General features: G+C 48.7%; 12 protein-coding genes and 1 pseudogene. 2 read left to right on the plus strand and 11 right to left on the minus strand.

The genetic code is table 11. From position 1 onward, the window contains the following. The 7 genes and pseudogenes from R3177_RS05880 to R3177_RS05905 form a co-directional block, all read right to left on the minus strand. The coding region (locus R3177_RS05880; protein WP_318970109.1) for a DnaJ domain-containing protein at positions 1-341 on the minus strand (341 nt) is incomplete at its 3' end. Between the two features lie 58 nt (positions 342-399). Then, entirely contained in the window at positions 400-2,313 is a 1,914-nt protein-coding gene (gene dnaK / locus R3177_RS05885; RefSeq protein ID WP_318970110.1) for a molecular chaperone DnaK, read from the minus strand. Between the two features lie 122 nt (positions 2,314-2,435). Next, positions 2,436-4,064, minus strand: coding sequence for a diguanylate cyclase (locus R3177_RS05890; RefSeq protein WP_318970111.1), 1,629 nt, complete (start codon positions 4,062-4,064; stop codon positions 2,436-2,438). A 20-nt stretch (positions 4,065-4,084) separates the two neighbouring features. Further along, positions 4,085-5,935 (minus strand): PAS domain-containing protein, encoded by a 1,851-nt coding sequence (locus R3177_RS05895; protein WP_413229072.1) that lies wholly within the window; start codon positions 5,933-5,935, stop codon positions 4,085-4,087. 27 nt (positions 5,936-5,962) lie between these two features. Further along, positions 5,963-6,457, minus strand: a pseudogene (locus R3177_RS14810) (GAF domain-containing protein); the annotation flags it as partial. Positions 6,458-6,627: 170 nt separating this feature from the next. After that, entirely contained in the window at positions 6,628-7,014 is a 387-nt protein-coding gene (locus R3177_RS05900; protein ID WP_318970113.1) for a response regulator, read from the minus strand. Beyond that, positions 7,011-9,947: a response regulator gene (locus tag R3177_RS05905; RefSeq protein WP_318970114.1), complete on the minus strand. Its 2,937-nt coding sequence runs from the start codon at positions 9,945-9,947 to the stop codon at positions 7,011-7,013. The genes R3177_RS05900 and R3177_RS05905 overlap by 4 nt, the downstream gene beginning before the upstream one ends. Before the next feature lie 168 nt (positions 9,948-10,115). Between R3177_RS05905 and R3177_RS05910 the strand changes: the two genes are divergently transcribed. Further along, positions 10,116-12,551 (plus strand): EAL domain-containing protein, encoded by a 2,436-nt coding sequence (locus tag R3177_RS05910; RefSeq protein ID WP_318970115.1) that lies wholly within the window; start codon positions 10,116-10,118, stop codon positions 12,549-12,551. Here R3177_RS05910 and R3177_RS05915 read toward each other — a convergent pair. The 4 genes from R3177_RS05915 to hrcA all read right to left on the minus strand — a co-directional run bounded on the left by R3177_RS05915 (position 12,538) and on the right by hrcA (position 18,242). Continuing rightward, positions 12,538-15,312 (minus strand): FAD-binding and (Fe-S)-binding domain-containing protein, encoded by a 2,775-nt coding sequence (locus R3177_RS05915; protein ID WP_318970116.1) that lies wholly within the window; start codon positions 15,310-15,312, stop codon positions 12,538-12,540. The two genes, R3177_RS05910 and R3177_RS05915, sit on opposite strands and share 14 nt — an antisense overlap. Before the next feature lie 105 nt (positions 15,313-15,417). Further along, positions 15,418-16,374, minus strand: coding sequence for a sugar kinase (locus tag R3177_RS05920; RefSeq protein WP_318970117.1), 957 nt, complete (start codon positions 16,372-16,374; stop codon positions 15,418-15,420). Between the two features lie 216 nt (positions 16,375-16,590). Then, the gene (grpE, locus tag R3177_RS05925; protein WP_318970118.1) at positions 16,591-17,184 is read right to left on the minus strand and encodes a nucleotide exchange factor GrpE; all 594 of its coding nucleotides are present in this window, start codon (positions 17,182-17,184) and stop codon (positions 16,591-16,593) included. Positions 17,185-17,213: 29 nt separating this feature from the next. Further along, the gene (gene hrcA / locus R3177_RS05930) at positions 17,214-18,242 is read right to left on the minus strand and encodes a heat-inducible transcriptional repressor HrcA (protein ID WP_318970119.1); all 1,029 of its coding nucleotides are present in this window, start codon (positions 18,240-18,242) and stop codon (positions 17,214-17,216) included. 146 nt (positions 18,243-18,388) lie between these two features. Here hrcA and nadK point away from each other — a divergent pair, with 146 nt between their 5' ends. After that, positions 18,389-19,270: an NAD(+) kinase gene (gene nadK / locus R3177_RS05935; protein ID WP_318970120.1), complete on the plus strand. Its 882-nt coding sequence runs from the start codon at positions 18,389-18,391 to the stop codon at positions 19,268-19,270. Positions 19,271-19,488: the final 218 nt, after the last annotated feature.

Consider the following 19,488-nt stretch of genomic DNA (forward strand, 5'->3'; position numbering starts at 1 on the left):
GACTGGCCACGACGTCCGCCGCCACCAAAGATGTCACCGAACACATCGCCGAAAATATCACCAAAGTCACCCGCGCCAGCACCGCCACCAAAACCACCGCCGCCACCGCGGCTGGGGTCTACCCCGGCATGGCCAAAACGATCATAGGCAGCGCGTTTTTGCTCGTCTGATAAAACCTCATAGGCTTCCTGGACTTCTTTAAACTTCTCTTCCATGCTTTTATCACCCTGAGTGCGATCAGGATGAAACTTCATAGCGAGGCGTTTATAAGCCTTTTTGATGTCTTTATCATCGGCGCCTTTAGCGACACCCAATACTTCATAGTAGTCACGCTTTGACATAAATTCAGTGCTTACTTCTTAGTCAAAGGGCTGCAGCAAGCTGCAGCCCGGGCCTTTATTATTTGTTGTCGTCTTTTACTTCTTCAAACTCAGCGTCAACAACATCGTCATTACCAGCTGCCTGTTGCTGGCCGGCATCGGCTCCACCCTGCTGGGCTTTGGCCTGAGCGGCTTCGATCAGCTTCTGCGACGCCTGGGCTAACGCCTGTGTTTTGGCATCAATTTCAGCTTTATCGCTGCTCTTAAGCGACGTTTCTAACTCGCTGATTGCTTTTTCAATCGCGGCTTTATCATCGCTGTTTAAGCTGTCGCCCACTTCTTCCAGCTGTTTACGGGTAGCATGCACCATGGCATCGGCATGATTACGGGTTTGAACCAGCTCTTCAAACTTTTTATCTTCTTCAGCGTGTGCTTCAGCATCACGAACCATCGCTGCGATTTCATCTTCCGATAAGCCAGAAGAGGATTTGATCGTGATCTTCTGCTCTTTACCGGTGTCTTTATCTTTGGCCGATACATGCAGGATACCGTCCGCATCTAAATCAAAGGTTACTTCAATTTGCGGCTCACCGCGCCGTGCCGGGCGAATGCCTTCCAGGTTGAACTGGCCCAGAGACTTGTTATCGCTGGCGCGTTTACGCTCGCCCTGTAACACATGAATGGTTACCGCAGACTGATTGTCATCCGCTGTTGAGAACACCTGTGACTTCTTGGTCGGAATAGTGGTATTTTTCTCAATCAGCGCCGTCATCACACTACCCATGGTTTCGATACCCAGAGATAAAGGTGTCACATCCAACAGCAGCACGTCTTTTACATCACCAGATAGCACGGCACCCTGAATAGCAGCGCCTACTGCAACCGCCTCATCCGGGTTGACGTCCTTACGCGGTTCTTTACCAAAGAACGCAGACACGGCTTCCTGGACTTTTGGCATCCGGGTCTGACCGCCAACCAGAATAATCTCGTTAATTTCGCTGACACTCAGATCAGCATCGGCCAGGGCTTTTTTCAGCGGCTCTAAAGTGCGCTGCACTAAGTCTTCAACTAATGACTCGAGCTTGGCACGGGTTACTTTAATATTTAAATGTTTTGGACCTGAAGAATCTGCGGTGATATAAGGCAGGTTAACTTCAGTTTGCGATGCTGATGACAGCTCAATTTTGGCTTTTTCAGCGGCTTCTTTTAAGCGCTGCATCGCCAGGGGATCGTTTCGCAGATCCATACCCTGCTCTTTCTTAAACTCTTCAACCAGGTAGTTAATGACCCGGTTATCAAAGTCTTCACCACCTAAATGCGTATCACCATTGGTTGATAACACTTCAAAGGTTTGCTCGCCGTCCACATCGTCAATTTCAATAATTGAGATATCGAAAGTACCGCCACCTAAGTCATAGACTGCAATCTTGGTGTCGCCTTTCTTTTTATCCATACCATATGCCAGCGCGGCAGCAGTTGGCTCGTTGATAATGCGCTTGACATCCAAACCGGCAATACGGCCAGCATCTTTCGTTGCCTGACGCTGGGCATCATTAAAATACGCGGGTACGGTGATAACAGCAGCAGTTACCGGCTCGCCTAAGAAATCCTCAGCGGTTTTCTTCATTTTCTTCAGCACTTCAGCTGAAATTTGCGGCGCAGCCAGTTTCTTGTCTTTAACTTCAACCCAGGCATCACCATTATCTGCCTTCACAATTTTGAAAGGCATGATTTTGATGTCACGCTGCACTTCCTCGTCTTCGAAACGACGGCCGATCAGACGCTTAATCGCATACAGGGTATTTTTAGGGTTAGTAACCGCCTGACGCTTTGCCGGCTGACCTACTAACACCTCACCATCTTCAGCGTAAGCAATAATTGAAGGCGTAGTACGCGTGCCTTCTGCATTTTCTAATACCCGAGGTTTGTCGCCATCTAACACAGCAACACATGAATTGGTTGTACCCAAATCAATACCGATTATTCTACCCATAACTGCTCTCCACTTATATTCTGAACAATTAACAATTGCGTTGAGCGATTAATGGGGATTAGCCCTGATCGATTCAAGGTTATTCATTAAAAAATTTTAGAATACTCAGCCAGTGGCTTGTATCACAGACATACCTGATTACGCCCTGCCTGTTTGGCCCGGTATAATGCCTGATCTGCTTTATTAATCAGTTGCTCTGCGCTTGGCAGTTTATCATCTGCAGAGCAGGCGACACCGGCAGAGAAACTACAGCTGAATGGTTCACCTGCGGTATTAAAATGCAGCAGAACAAAGTTTTGTAATATTTGCCGGGTCAGTAACTGTGCTTGCTTCGAGTCACAATCTGGCAATACCAGCAAAAATTCCTCACCGCCATAGCGCCCGGCACGGTCTGTTTTGCGGATCCGCTTGCGAAGCAACGTAGCTAATGCAGTAATCACTACATCGCCGGTAGCATGACCATAATTATCATTGACCTTTTTAAAGTGATCGATATCCAGCATCACAATACTTAACGGCTTGCCGCTGCGCTCACTGCGCTCAAATTCCAGTTCAGCGGCATCTTTAATCGCACTGTGTTTAACCAAACCGGTTAAGCTGTCCTTTTCTATCAGAGTCTTAATTTGTAAACTGCGGGCAAGTCTTACCCGCACTGCTTTGGCAAGCTGACCATCATCAATAGGTTTGGTTATAAAGTCATCTGCACCATAAGACAGCGCACGGTTTTGTAGCCCGCGATTTTGCTCAGATGACAGAAAAACAATAGGCAGACGCCGTAGCTGCGGATATTGTCTTATCACACCCGCCAGTTCAGCACCACTGTACTGCGGCATATACATATCCATCAGAATGAGATCGGGCTGAAAATTAATCAGCTCCTCAATAATATGCTGCGGCTGACTATTGATTCTGGTTTCGATACCGATAGCGTTCAAAACTAATTCATAATGTTCTGCCAGCATCACATCATCATCAATAATATATACCCGACCATGACTGCCACCCGCCTGTTCCAGCAACTCGGCTATCCTGCTCATCATATTTGGTACATCCAGTGGCGAAACAAAAAAATCATCCGCATGCTGCTGGGCAGCCTGTATCCGCAATGAAAAATCGTCCTGCTGGGAAAACATCAACAAACGGCATTGTCGTTGCTGAACCAAATTTAATAATAAACTTTGTTTAAATATCTCAGCACCGTCAGCCTGCTTTACCTGAGTAAAAAGCAGGGCTGGCGTGTCTGTTTGCAGTTGCTTAATACACTCTTCAAAACTCGCAATGTGGCGTACCGGATGCCCGAAAGCCTGCAGCTGAACACTTAGTTCAGATAACAGCTCAGAAGCATCCAGCATTAACCAGATACTCTGCTGCTCTGCTTTGAGCGGCACCCCGGCTGAGGTTAAGTTAACAGGTGCATTAAGCTGGTGCGCAACCGTTTGTTTAAAAACACTGAGCTGCTGGTTTAAATCGGGCATTTTCAGTGCACGCATTTCTGGTGACAGCGCAATGATATCAACAACCAGTTGTTCAATCTTGCGGGCAAGCCTGCCGAGCATCGCATAACCAAAAGTACCACTGGCGCCAGCAAGTTTGTGGGCCTCAGCCCTTAACTGGCCAAGCTCGTTGCCGGTCTTTTGCTGCAAAGCCAGTTGCAGCATGGCTTCGGCTCTGTCGGGCAGGCTTTGCTCGAAACGTTGCCTGACCCTGCCAAAAGCCTCGCTGATATCTATCTGAGTTTTCGATGACGGCATAACATGTCCTGACTTACTGGTTAAGATACCTTTGCTGGTAGCAGAAAGTAAAAGCTCGACCCCGCTCCCGGTTTGGAAGTAAAATCAATCAGTCCTCCCATCTGCTGCACCAACTCTTTACAAATTGCCAATCCCAGGCCTGTGCCGCCACTTTGCCGCTGGTTAGAACCATCAGCCTGAGCGAAACGTTCAAAAATAAGGGCATGAAACTCGGCCGGAATGCCTGCCCCGGCATCAGTTACTTTAAATTCAACCTTATCGTGCTGTTTTCGGGCAGAGACTATTACCTTCGCCTGCTTAGGAGAAAACTTAATCGCATTTGACAATAAATTAGTCACTACTTGCTGCAGTCGCAGTGCGTCAGCCTGCACCGTTAACCCTGAAACAACCGGCTGCAGCACAATACTTACCTGATGCTGACCAGCAAAAGGCTGCAGATTGTCAATGGCCTGCTGCAACTCTGCCTGCACATCTACAGATCTGATATTAAATGGCATTTTACCAAGTGCAAGCTTTTCCACATCCAGTAAATCATTAATCAGTTGCGCCAGGCGTTCACTATTATTACTGGCAACCTGCATTAATTTCTGCATTTTTTCGGGTACCGGCGCTAACTTTCCGGAATTAAGCAGCGCCAGCGCGCCTTTAATGGCAGTCAGTGGTGTTCTGAGCTCGTGGCTTACTGTTGATATAAAAGCATCTTTCATCTGTTGCAGCTGCATCCGCTCTGTTACATCCTGAACTGAGCCAACCAGTGTCTGATCAGGATTTTCCTCGGCAGGCAGTAACCTGGCCAGTTCATGTACCCAGCGAATAGCCCCGTCAGGGCGGATAATGCGGTGAGTAACATCATGCAAGCCGGTTTTCAGCGAGCGCTGCTCACTGGCTGCAACCAGTGCCCGGTCATCAGGGTGTACAGTACTTTTAAATAGCGCCACACTGGGCGTAATACTCTCGTCAAAACCAAAAATCTGGTAGATAACCGGTGACCACCACAATTCACCGGTTATCAAAGACGCTTGCCAGAAGCCGATTAACGCTGTCTCACTGGCCATTTCCAGACGCTGCTGACTAAGCTGATATTCCTTATTAAGCCGCTCAAGTTCCTGATAATGTTGCTCGAGGGTGGTGATATCTTCAATATAACCATGCCACAAAGTACTGCCATCAGGCATCCGCTCTGGTGTCGCCCTGCCTGACAACCAGATGGTTTCGTTATTATCAAGGCAAACCCGGTATTGCTGCTGCCATAATGACAAATCTGCTGCGGATTGTTCAATGCTCTGAGCCAGAGCCGCCAAGTCATCCGGATGAATTTTGTCAAAAATAAAAGTGGCATCCTCTTTCACCTGTCCGGGCAGAACACCATACATTTTCTGAATATTGGCGCTGGCATAAGGGAAAGTTGCTCTGCCATCGGGCCACTGCCGATACTGATATACCATACCCGGAATATTAGCTAGCAAATTCTGAAAATGATCACGGCTGGCTTTAAGTTCGAGCTCCGCCTGCTTCTGTTCGGTTATATCAGCATGAGTGCCATACATCATCAGCGGTTTACCGTCACTGGTCCAGCTGACGACCCGGCCCCGGTCATGCACCCATACCCATTCACCGTTCTTATGCTTCATCCGGCATTTACAATCGTAATAAGGCTTTTTGCCGGTAAAATGCAGGTCAAGTAACTTGCCAGAATCGATTAAGTCATCGGGGTGAGCCAGATTAAGCCAGGTATTAATATCAACCGGTGCCAGCTCATCCAGGGTATAGCCGACAATTTCAGCCCAGCGCTCATTAAATATTGTGGCGCCGGTTTGCACATTCCATTGCCAGGTACCGATCCGGGTACCATCTAATACAGAACGATTCATTAATTCACTGGCGGCCAGCTGCTGATGTGCCTGCTGTTGTAACCTGTCGGTAATTTCCTGCTCGACCATATCGGCAAATTGTCGCAGCATTTGTCGCTCTTGCTCCGACAGCTGACGAGGCCTGGGGTCAATCAGGCACAAGGTGCCAATCCGCTGGCCGGAAAAATTCAGCGGCGCACCAGCATAAAAACGAATAAATGGCTCGCCGGTAACCAGCGGGTTAGTGGCAAATTGCGGCACTTTACTGGCATCAGAAATTTCAAAAATGTCATTGCTTAAAATAGCATGACCGCAAAAGGAAATATCTCGTGAGGTTTCGCAGGCAGCAAGCCCCTGACAAGACTTAAACCATTGTCGCTCTTTATCGACCAGTGAAATAAGTACAATGTCTGTGCCCAGACATTGTTTCGCCAGACTGGTTATGCGATCAAACCGCAGTTCAGCCTCGGTATCTAACAAGGCTGTAGCAGCCAGAGCAGCCAGCCTGGGGGCTTCGTTTTTTGGTGTCTCAGGTCGCTGCATAAGCTCTGCTCTTATCTATGTGGTGTCGCATCACACCCGGTTAAATAACCTGCTCAGTATCCACCTGGTTGAACCTACGTCACCACGCTGAGCCCTGGCCCCGTCTGAAATTAAACCCTGTTCCCTGTCATTTTTATTGTCAGCGCTTTGCGCATCGCCAGCCTCGTTCGCTAAGATGCGATACTTTGCTGATAAAGTTCGCTCAGCATATCGCCAAGCAGCATTGGCTCAAAGGGTTTTTCAATAATGCCAATAGCACCGACATCCAGATAACGCTGCTTCTCAGCTTGCTGGATTTTTGCTGTCATAAACACGACCGGTGTCGTTCTTAGCGAAGGTAACTGTCTTAATGCAGCCAGTGTTTGCAAACCATCCATCTGCGGCATCATCACGTCCAGCAAAATTAACTGCGGAGCAAAAGCTTCTGCCTGCGCCAGGGCACTTTGTCCGCTATCACAGCTTAACAATGTAAAGCCTGCGACGTCGGTCAGGGCGATTTCTGCCACCGTCCGGATAGACTCATCATCTTCAACATGCATTACCCGCTGTAAAGTCATTGGTTAATCCCGTTATTATCATTAAGAAGCTTTTTAAGGTACTTAGCTAATAATCCGGTGTTTATCCGGCTTTTACTAAATACCGCCTGCACTTTTTCCTTACTTTCCAGGGTGACTTCCTGGGCAGAAAAAATGACAACAGGAATATCGCCCTGTGTCTGAGCAATTGTCGGAAGCAAACTGATACCGTTACCATCCGGCAGCCCTAAATCAAGCAGAATCAAATCAAAGCGCGCTGTTGCCAGAGTTGTTCTGGCAACTGATAACGAATCTACTGATAAGTAATCAGCCTGGTTCTCCAGCTGTAACCGCATAATAGTGACGATATCGCTGTCATCTTCAATATGCAGTATACGATGATGACGCTGCTGAGGCGGCAACTGGACTAACAATTGCCCCAGTTTCAGGCTCAGTATCTCAGGGCTTACTGGTTTTGCTATCCAGTCTACTGCATTCGCCAGTGCCGCCAGTTGCAGCTTACCTTTTTCAACAAATGCTGAAATAATTAACACCGGCAAATCCGCCGTAGCCGGATTATCTCTTAATCGCAGGAAAAAGTCGGCGCCGTTCTCGTTTTGCAATTTCAAATCCAGCGTAAGCGCAGCATACTGGCGTTTTGCCAATTTTTGCCAGGCAGCCTGACTATCTGCCGCCCAATCTGCTTGGTAATGCTCAGCTCTTAAAAACTCACATAATAAATGAGCCGTGTCAGGGTCATCCTCTACCACCAGAATTGCCTCATTATTGTTTGCCGGCGATTCAGCCTGATAAAGTGGTAACTCCAGCCAGAACGTCGCCCCCAGACCGGGTTCAGAAATAACGCCAATTTCACCGCCTGATTGCAGTACAATCTCCCGGCTAATGGCCAGGCCTAAACCCGTCCCCGATTTTGCCTGCCCGATGGTGGGTTCGAGCTGCGAAAAGCGTTGGAATAACTGCTGTTGATCAGTATTTGCAATGCCACGACCTTGATCCTGTACTAAGATCCGAACCCGTTTTTCAATTAACTCAGCAGCTAAAATCACGTCAGTATTAGCCGGTGAAAACTTAATTGCATTGGACAGAAAGTTTGCTAACACTTGCTGAATACGCGCGGCATCGACAAACAACTTTACTTTTGGTGTATTGCCGAGCTTTAGCGTGATATTTGCCTGCCGGGCGTAAGGTTGGTTTTGTTCAATCGCCTCTTCCAGCAGGGCCGGCAGCAAAACCAGCGCTTCGTCAAAGCGCATTTTGCCTGCGGCCAGCTTTTCGATATCCAGTAAATCGTTTATCAGTACATTTAAGCGCTGGCTGTTTTTATGGGCAATCCGCAGCAACTTTTCCGCTTTAGGGCTAAATTCGCCGACAGCACCGGCTAAAATCAACCCCAGCGAACCACTGATAGACGTCAGCGGCGTTCTCAGTTCATGGCTAACCGTTGAGACAAAGTCATCTTTAAGCTTTTCAATGCGTTTAATCTCACGAATATCGGTAATAATCGTCCAGATGAATTTTTCATCATAATCATCACTAAATAACACACCGTTCAGCTCAATATCGATAAGATCACCGCTTTTATGCCGGTACTGCTTAACATAAGGGCCATAGCGCCCTGTTTCCCTTAATGATTTAAGCTGTTCCTGTTCAGCCTGAGCATAACGCTCAGGGGTCAGGTCCCAATAACTTAACTGTTTTATTTCATCCAGTGAATAGCCGGTAAGTTTTGTCATCGCCGGGTTTGCCTCGACAAAGGCTCCGTCACTAAACCGGTTTAACAAAATTGGTAGCGGCGATAATTGATATAGCGCTGACAATTTTTGCTCTGACTGCTTCAGCAATCGTTGTTGTTGTGATACTTCCTGACGGGCCTGACGGCGAAGAAGCTTCACAAGCAACAGCAGCAACATTAACATACCCAGACAGGCAAACAGCCACGTCCACCAGATAACCTTATCAGTGCGTTGCTGTGCATGCATCTGCGAACTGATATCGTGCCAGCTCAGGCTGACCAATTGCCGGTTTTGCTCAGCAGCACGGTCCCATAACGGCCAGGGAAGCAGTGATACGGCAAAAATCTGTTCATTAAAGCGTAGAGTAAACTGTTGCGGGCCGCTGACATCTTCAGGGATCAGGTTATTGTCTAACCAAAACTGCAACATGTCAGATGCAGAAGGACTATGCCAGAGGGCAGAGCTGAGCCAGCCGGCTTTTAAATCATCATGCAGCACTGAGGTAATATCAGGCTTTACCAGCAATACCAGCCCCTGGGAAGCCCCGGTATCACCGTTGTCGGCATTACTGTCCCCCGGCGCATATGTCTGCTGGCGGGCGGCAAACACATTTTGTAAATCAAAACCGAGTTCAATTACAGCCTGCACCTGATTTTGCCCGTTCAGCACCGGTACCGCTGCCCGCAACCCTAAGCCATGCCGGCCAAGCTCAGTGCCAGTTACCCGGGTACCAGTGATTAAGCTATGCATAATCAGCGGCCGGACACTGATTAAGCTGTCACTATGGCGTTCTGGACGGTGAGCACGCAGCAAGGTAAACGCATCAGGTGCCAGATGCAGATGTAACTGACTGGCGCCATAAGGTGTAACTTGTTGCCAGTAGCCATCGAGGATCGGCAAAACTTGCTGACGGATACTGGTAAGATCAGCATCTGCTCCCTGTTGCTGATAGTGTTCAGCAGCCTGCAGTAGTAATTTATAAAGTTGTTGATCGGCAGCAATCAGATCGACCGCCAGCGCCAGTTGCCGCTCTGCTTCCTGCTGCAGAATTTGTTGTTTGGTCAGCTGGATTTGCTGAAAGTCATTCAGTCTTGATTTGAAATAGCTGTCCCGCTGTAATGTGGCATACCAGGCTGACAGCAGAAATGTCATCAGAACCAGCAATGCAGCAATAACACAAATTTTGATAACGTTGCGGCGTTGTTGGGTCGGATCTGTCAACTTGCTGTCTCCGTGTTTACTGTCATTTCCAGCATTGATTATTTGCTTATTCAATGCAAGAAAAGTTTAAATTTGTAAACAAAATTTCCTTTTTGCTGCAATAAGGCAATAATTTGCTAATATCTAGAACAACTGCGTTAAACGCTGACAGCATATGGTTTAAACTCTATGGATAGTAATAAGTGGCGCGCGATGCAGGTAAAATACCGGCAAAACCTCAGCCATAAAGCAAAAACTCTGCAGCAACTCTGGTATAACATTCAACTCTCTGCCCCTTCATCTGCATGGCAGGAATTATTACAGATCAGCCATCAGTTAGCGGGCTCCGGCGCAATTTACGGTTTTCCTGAAGTATCCAGGCTGGCTCAGGCGCTGCACAGCTGTTTAAAACACTGCGAAAAGGATGCTGAGCTCAGCAACAAGGCACAGGCATTACTGCATGACTTACTTGCTGAACTGGAAAACATTAAAACCCTGACTACCAACGAGGTCTTTACCCCGGTAACCGACGTTCCAGCCAAACCGGCAAAGTTTAAAGTTGTGTTTGCTGACGACGATGCTGACTTGCTTGCGTATCACACCGACGCGCTGACGCAGGCCGGCTTTGAGATCATTCCGCTGACAGATATTCGTTTACTGGCAAAAACGGTGGCTGAGCATCAGCCGCTGGCGGCAATCTGTGACATGAAATTCCCTGAAGGAGAAACAGCTGGTGCAGATCATCTGCAGCAAGTCAGAGAGCAGCAGGGGGTCAGCTTTCCGGTATTGTTTATTTCTGCTTTTGATACGTTTGAAAATCGGCTGGCGGCAGTACGAGCCGGCAGCAGTCATTTTCTGGCAAAACCGCTGAGTTCAAAAAACCTTTGCCAGTTATTAACAACGTTGCTGCGAAAAGCTGAGCAGGATCCCTATCGGGTAATGTTAGTAGACGATGATTCCGATGTGCTCCGATTTTACCGGCAAGTGCTGCAACTGGCAGGCTACAAAGTGATATGCTGTAAAAGCCCCCGCCAAGCGCTTGAGTTAATGCTGGCTCATCAACCGGAGCTGGTATTAATCGATCTGCATATGCCCGGCTGTCATGGGTTGGAGTTTGGACAAATTATTCGCCAGCACAGCGAACTGATTGATACACCTTTAATTTTCATGTCAGCTGATGAATCTATCGATGAAAAGCTGGCAGCCGTAAGACTTGCCGGTGATGAATTTGTCAATAAACCCATTGCCACCTGGCGGCTGCTAATGATGGTAGAAGCCAGAGTAAAGCGCAGCAGATTGTTGCGTCAGCAGAAACGGCAATTGATGCGGCAACCAGAGTTAGCACAACATCTCGATACTCTGACAGCACTGCCCACGCTCTGGCAATTACATCAGGACATTGAAGCACTGCTTTTACAACAACAACCTTTTTATCTGCTGAAACTCGATTTAAATAAATTCCATCTGGTTAATGATATATATGGTCACCAAACCGGCGATTTACTATTACAGACGGTTGCCTGGAAGCTGATGCAGCAAATCCGCAGCGCTGATCAACTGTACCGGCAAAATGGCGATGAATTTTGGGTCTTACTGAAAGATGCATCAACTGAGACAGCCAAACAAATCGCCGAAAGTTTATTGCTAAAGCTATCCGAAAGCCCGGGAACGTTAATTGCCGACCTTAACCTGACTGCCAGTATTGGTATGAGCTATCCAGAGACGTTCACGGAATCTTCCGAATTGCTGATCCAACAGGTCAACATTGCACTGCATCAGGCTAAAGCACAGCAGGGTTATCAGATCCAATGTTTTAACAGTGCTATGCAGTCTGACTTAAGCAAACGATATCAGTTGCAACAAAGTATCCGGCAAGCCTTAAATCAGCGGGCTTTTTCACCGGTTTTTCAACCCATTGTTGATGCAGAAAATCAGCTTTACAGTGTGGAATTACTCAGCCGCTGGCATCACCCGCAGCAAGGGTATGTCAGCCCGGATGTATTTATTCCACTGCTTGAGGAAGCTGGCATAATTTGTCAGTTAACCCGGCAAATGCTAAGGACAGGCTTAACCTGCTTACGACAATGGCGTGAAACTGTGCCAGAACTGAAACTCAGTATTAATTTCAGTGCTGCTGATTTTGCCTGTGCAGAGCTGGCAGAAAATTTAAAACAGCTGGTAACAGAATTCAGTTTGCCCGCCAGTGTGCTGATTATTGAAATAACTGAGAATCTGCTGCTGGATAATTCTGAAAGGCTTAATCAGCAGCTACAGAAACTGAAGGTGGCCGGCTTTAGCATAGCACTGGACGATTTTGGTACAGGTTATTCATCCCTGAGCTATTTAGATCGATATCCGGTAGATATCGTCAAAATAGATCGCAGTTTTATCACTAAACTGGATGATCCCAAAGCCCGGCGGCTGACACTGGCTATTATTCATTTAGCACAGGAGTTATGCCTGCAAATTACTGCAGAGGGTATAGAAACACCTGAACAACTCAATGTGTTGTCAACTGAGTGTTGCCAGCATTTTCAGGGGTTTTATTTCAGTAAACCGTTAACAGCAGCAGAATTATTAGAAAGCCGCTGGTTCAAAGGCGCTGAAGCCGTTAAGCCTGGTTAGTGCGGGTAGGATCAGCACATTTATCCAGCAAATACACCAAATGCTGGTATTCAATGCCGCTATGTTGCGATAAACCAATTTCACAGGTGCGGCTGGTTGACACCCCCTGTGAGCATTTACTTACCTGTCGGGCCAGATCTGACAATGCTGAGGCATTAAGCTCTGGCAAGATAAAGCCTTTATCACCGGCGAAGCCGCAGCAGCTGATCCCTTCCGGGATCACCACTTGCCTGGTGCAGGCAGCTGTTAATTGCTTAAGCGTTGCGGCCTGCCCTAACTGGCTGGCACTGCAGCTGATATGCAGGGCTACTGGTTCGGCCAGAGGAGTCAGGCTCAGCCTTGGTACGACATACTGATACAAAAAATCCACACTGTCGATTATCGTCAACTGTGGGTCCAGTTTCCCCTGCAAGGTTAAACTGCAGGGGCTGCTGTCAGAATAAATAGGGATCTTTCCGCCTGCACTGTTTTTCAGCAACCATTGGTTGAGTTCGCGTTGTTTGTCTGCTGCGGCGGCGGGCTGACCTTTTGACAAAAATGGCATACCACAACACTGCTCAGCTAATTGCGGCGGGACAATCAGCTGATAGCCAGCCTTAGCCAGTAAGTCAGTACTTACCTGCATTAAGCTGCGGTTATCCTGACTATCGGCCTGGGGTGCCATCACCCGGCTACTGCAGCTGGCCAGATAGATAACAGGCTTAAGCGCTGTGGCTGCTTTATTTAACATTGTATTCTTAGCGCTGGGCATCGCGGTGGGCATCGCGCGATGCCAGCCGGGTATCAACTTGCTCAGCCGCTGCCCGGCATAAAGGCCAAAGCGCGCGATGGCGCTGACCGTGGCAAAATGTCGGGCCATAAAACCAGCCAGCCCCTGCCAGCGTTGGTTGTTTCCAGCCCGCAGCAGCCGGGTTAACTCACCGGTGTTAATGCCAACCGGGCAAGCGGTACTGCACATACCACAGGCTGCACAGGTATCATTGCCGGCATACTGATAAGCATTATGTAAAGCCTTAAGCCGCACTACATCTTCGCCGGTTGCCTGTAGGCGCGAGATTTCGCGCCGGGTGACAATGCGCTGGCGCGGAGTCAAAGTTAACTTGCGCGACGGGCAAACCGGCTCGCAAAACCCGCATTCAATGCACTTATCGACCAGTGGATTAGTCGCCGGTAATGGCTTTAAATTCTGCAAATGCAATTGCGGGTTATGACTCAGTACCACCTCGGGATTAAGAATATGCTGTGGGTCCAACAGCTTTTTCAGCTTCCACATCAGCTGGTACGCGTTACTTCCCCACTCCAGCTCAACAAAGGGTGCCATATTCCGCCCTGTGCCATGCTCGGCTTTCAGCGAGCCGCCAAACTCACAAGCCACCAGTTGGGTGACCTCCTGCATGAAACGGGCGTAACGCTTAACTTCGACCGGGTCATCAAAGCCCTGGGTAAACACAAAATGCAGGTTGCCCTCTAAAGCATGGCCAAATATTATTGCCTCGTCATAGTGGTATTTAGCAAATAACTGCTGCAGCCGCGTTACGCCCTCTGCCAGTTGCCCGAGCGGAAAAGTGACGTCTTCAATAATCACCGTGGTGCCGGTATCACGCATTGCACCTACTGAAGGAAAGGTGCCCTTGCGAATGGCCCATAACTGGTTGTATACCGCAGGGTCGGTACTGAAATCTACCTGCTGCTCCAGCTCAAAGCCCTGCACCACCGCCCGCAACTGAGCAAGTTGCTGTTGTAAGGTCTGGCTTGATACTGCGGTGCTTTCAATCAGTAAAGCACAGGCGCCATCCGATACCTGTTTTATCCATGCCGGCATTCCGGCCTTATGTTCGACGGAGCGCAAACTGCGTCTGTCCAATAGCTCCACCGCCGATACCGGCAACTGCTTTAATACAGGTACTGCCTGACAGCACTGGGCAACGGTGGGGAACACCAGCAGACTCGTTGCCCGGTGTGGATAATCCGGTACCGTGTTATAGGTAACGGCACTGATAAAGCCTAAACAGCCTTCAGAGCCCACCATAAGATGAATAAGAATATCAATTGGATCGGTAAATTCGGTTAATGCATTAAGCGAAAAGCCGGTGGTATTTTTTAGGCGGTATTTATGGCGGATTTTGCCGCAAAGCGCCTCATCAGCGCGGGTTTGCTCTGCCAATAACGATAACTCAGCCAGCAACTCTGCATGGCTATGTTTAAATGCATCAACACTGGCGTTATCTTCAGTATCCAGCACAGTGCCATCGAACAGCACCAGCCGCATCGCGGCCAGCGTATTAAAACTGTTATGAGCCGTACCACAACACATACCACTGGCATTATTAGCAACAATACCACCAATTTTGCAGCTGTTAATTGATGCCGGATCGGGACCGATTTTACGCTGAAACTTAGTCAGCACACTATTGGCGGCTGCGCCAATCACCCCGGGCTGCAAACGGATTTGCTCGCCCAGGCCACGCACTTCACGCTGCTGCCAGTTCTCACCCAGTACCAGCAGCACAGAATCGGTGACTGCCTGGCCAGATAAGCTGGTACCCGCCGCCCGGAAGGTCACAGCCACCTTATGCTGATTGGCCAGCTTAAGCAGTGTCACTACCTCTGCCTCAGACTCTACCCGCAGCACCAGTTTGGGTAACAGCCGATAGAAACTGGCGTCGGTGCCGTAGGCTAACGTAACGATAGGATCGTCGAAGTAGCGATCGGCAGGAATGATTTGTTTTACAGCTTTTTGGAATGCAGCAGGTAGTGTCACAGCAACACATCTCAAAACTTCAGTTAGCTTATGTGATAACAGGTTTTAGCGTTTTTGGCTATGCCTTACAATATACCATATTCAGGTATCAGCAGATTGTGCTGTTCACACGGCAAAACTTGCTGGCCGGTGCTTTGACCAGAAGCCATTAAAGTGCTCTTTGCTGACAATGGCACCGCTGTGTTCTACCACAAAACCAGCCAGACGGGCGGCAAACTTGACTGCGTGCTGCGGCGCTATGCCACCAAGCCGGGCGGCTAAGTACCCGCCATTAAACGCGTCGCCGGCAGCCGTGGTATCCACCACTTTTCTCACCGGATGGGCCGGTACGCTGAAACATTGCTGCTCAAAGCGGCCATTAATGCCGTGTTTTCCGTCTTTGACAATAATTTCCGCCACGCCCAGCTCGGTTAGCTGTTCGACAACTTCATCGGTCCGCTCAGCGCCAAACAACACTTTATGATCATGGAGCCCCGGTAAGGCGATATCGGCTAAACGGTACGCCTGAACAAAGGCTGCTTTAGCGGTATCGGTATTGGGCCACAACACCGGCCGGTAATTAGGGTCAAACACAATCTGGCTGCCATCCTGCTTTAGCTGCTCTATCAGGGTAAATAATGTAGTGCGATCAGCGTCTGGTAAAATCGCCAGGGTAATACCTGAAAAATAAAACATATCGCAACCCTTGAGCGCATCATAATTACTTTGCGCGGTATAACACTGCATGACCTGTTTGGCAGCAGAGCTGTCACGCCAATAGACAAAACTGCGCTCGCCAACAGCATCGGTATTAATCATATACAAACCCGGACCGGCTGTTTTACTGCGCAGCGTTAGTCTGGTATCAATGTCTTCCTGCTGCACCGCTGTAACCAGCTTATCGCTGATCTGGTCGGTGCCAACCGCAGTGAAAAACTGCACATCTGGCGGTACTTCACAGCTTCGCTTTAAATAGACGGCAGTATTAAACACATCGCCGCCAAAATTCAGGTGATAGACGTTTTTAGCTTGCTCAAATAACTCGACCATGCATTCGCCCATAACAATGACACGTTTACTCATCTGGTGCTCCTCAGGCTCGCGCTTTATAGTTGCTGGTAAGCATGGTCGCCTTTGCCGCCACAGGCCGATTGTTGCCACCGCTAAATTAACCATAGCAGCAGGCTGGGCTTCATACTAAATGGTCTGAACCCTGATTTTTGGGGGAATTTATAGTTCTGGTATTTCGAACGAAATAAAAAAACCGGCAATAGCCGGTTTTTTTATTACTTAATGAATTTATTCTGGTGCTTTTGACACCCCAACCATCGCCGGACGCAGCAAACGGCCATTTAATTCATAGCCTTTTTGCATTACAAAAGTCACGGTGTTTGGCGCAACATCAGCGGTTGGCTGAATGGTCATGGCCTGGTGTAAGTCCGGATTAAAGGGTTGCCCTTGCGGATCAATTTGCTGCACGCCATATTTCGCCACGGTATCCAGAAAACTCTTCATCGTCAGCTCTACCCCTTCGATGATACCGGTAAAGGCTTCATCTTCACGGTTAATAAATGCCAATGCCCGTTCCAGATTGTCGACCACTGGTAACAAATCACCGGCAAACTTTTCCAGCGCGAATTTATGGGCCTTTTCCACGTCCTGACTGGCGCGACGCCGGGCATTTTCAGCGTCTGCTTTAATTCGCAGCATTAAATCCTGCTGATCCGCCAGCTTAGCTTTGATTTCAGCCAGCTCAGTTTCCAGTTTAGAAATTACCGCCTGCTCACCCGACAATTCCACGGTATCAGCCTGATCGTTGGCTTTATTTTCTGGCTGCTGGGTATCTTGTTTCATCTCTTCAGCCCGCTCGTTCGGCTTTGCTTGCTCAGTCATGCTAACTACTCCAAATGAAAGTAGGTCTATTATGGGGATTGATTCTGTCGATTCAAGTTTAAATTTAAACGATGCGCACAGGCCTCCACCAGTGGAACCAGCCGGGCATAGTTCATCCGTCTGGGGCCGAGTAACGCAATAAAGCGGTGCGGGGCCGATTGATAGCGCTGACTGATAACACTGACCGGCGCCAGCTCAACAAAGCCAGACTCCTTACCCAGGATCAATTTCGGATGCTCATCTGATGTCACTTTCTGCAATAAATCAATTAACCCTGCTGGCTGCTCCAGCATATGGAAAACCTGTTGCAGCGCCGGATTATGCTGATATTCAGGACTCAGCAATAATTGATGCTGGCCAAAAATAAGCGGCTGATGCTGTAAAAATTCATCCAGACTCAGCTGTCCCAGCACACTATTTATCAAAAGTTGGCTGCCGCCGGTTTCTGTTTTGGCCATGCCGGCAAGCCGGGCAATACCATCCTGCCACTGGCCATTGGCCAGCGCCGCATTGAGCAAACACAGCACTTTGCTAAGGGTGGCGCTGTCGATACTCTGAGCGCAGTCGAGTACCCGATGCAGAATATCGCCATCTTCATCCACCACCACCAGCAATAGCCGGTCACTGGCCAGCCGCACCAAATCAATCTGCCTGACTTCGCGGCCGCTGGCTTTGGGCGCGCTGATGATGGCCACACAGCCGGTCAGGTTGGTCAGTAACTGGCCGGCTTGCTGGCACAATAACGATACTGGCAGGGTGGGCACCAGCCGGCGCTGAATCTCAGCCTGCCAGCGGCCACTTAACGGCTGCATCGTCAGCATTTTATCGATAAAAAACCGGATACCACTAGTAGTGGGCACCCTGCCTGCCGACGTGTGAGGGGAACGGATGAAGCCTTGCTGTTCAAGCTGCACCATGGTGTTGCGAACAGTAGCAGAGCTGACATCCAACGCCTGATTTTCCGCGATAAGCTTGCTGGATACCGGCAACCCATCTGCCAGATATTGCTCAACAATCAGCTTTAAAATTAGCTCTGCCCTGCTTAGCGCCACGGCCATACTACCCATTACCTTATTATGTGCTGGCAAGTGATCTGGGGGCTAAATTAGCAATATCAAGTTGATAAATCACTAAAAGAACGCAGAGGCTGGTCGCGGAACACAGGGGCCGCTATACTGGCAAAATGACAGCCGGGAACACAAATATGAGTCTTGCTTTTACAAAAATCGGTCTGATTGGTAAACCGAATCATCAGGGAGCCAACCATACGCTGGTCAGCCTCTATCATTTCCTGCTAGCAAAAGGTCTTGAAGTTTTCGTTGAAGAACGGGTTGCTCAGTCATTAGCACTGGCTGATGCGAAAGTACTTGATCTGGTTGATCTGGGTAAAACCTGCGATTTAGCCATTGTCGTCGGCGGTGATGGCAATATGCTGGGCGCCGCCCGGGTACTGGCACGATTCGATGTCGCCGTGCTCGGTGTCAATCGGGGCAACCTGGGTTTTTTAACGGATCTGGCGCCAGAGTTTTTTGAACAACCGTTATCTGACGTACTGGATGGCAACTTTGTCACCGAAAAGCGTAACTTACTGGAAATCTCAGTTCATCGCCATGGCAGCATTAAAAGCAGCAACAGCGCAGTAAACGAAGCCGTTTTGCACGCCGATAAAGTGGCGCATATGATTGAGTTTGAAGCCTATATCAATAATGAGTTTGTTTACAGCCAGCGGTCGGATGGCCTAATTATCAGCACCCCCACCGGCTCTACGGCCTATTCGTTATCGGGCGGCGGGCCTATTCTGACACCCGATTTAGACGCTATGTGTCTGGTACCTATGTTCCCTCATACCTTAAGCAGCAGACCCCTGGTAGTGGCCGGCAACAGCGAAATCTGTCTGAAAGTCGCGGACAGTAATGATGCTCATCTGCAAATCAGTTGCGACAGTCATGTTATCCTGGCGGTTATGCCCGGCGACGAAATTTTTATCCGTAAACATCCTACGCCACTTAGGCTGGTTCATCCGCCTGGCTACAGTTACTATCATGTGCTGCGCAATAAACTTGGCTGGGGCGCCAAGCTATATTAACCGACCACTGGTATTTAAAAATCAGGCTTGCATAATTACAAATTACTGTATAAATTTACACTGTATCTAAACACAGCATTATTAACAGTAATTTTCCCTGACTGGAGTCACAGCATGCTAAGCCATCTTCATATCAGCAACTTTGCTATTGTGCGGGCACTGGAAGTTGACTGGCAAACCGGTATGTCAACCATTACCGGTGAAACCGGTGCCGGTAA

Origin of the sequence: Arsukibacterium sp. (genome assembly GCF_033722355.1) — a bacterium.
Lineage (GTDB): Bacteria > Pseudomonadota > Gammaproteobacteria > Enterobacterales > Alteromonadaceae > Alishewanella.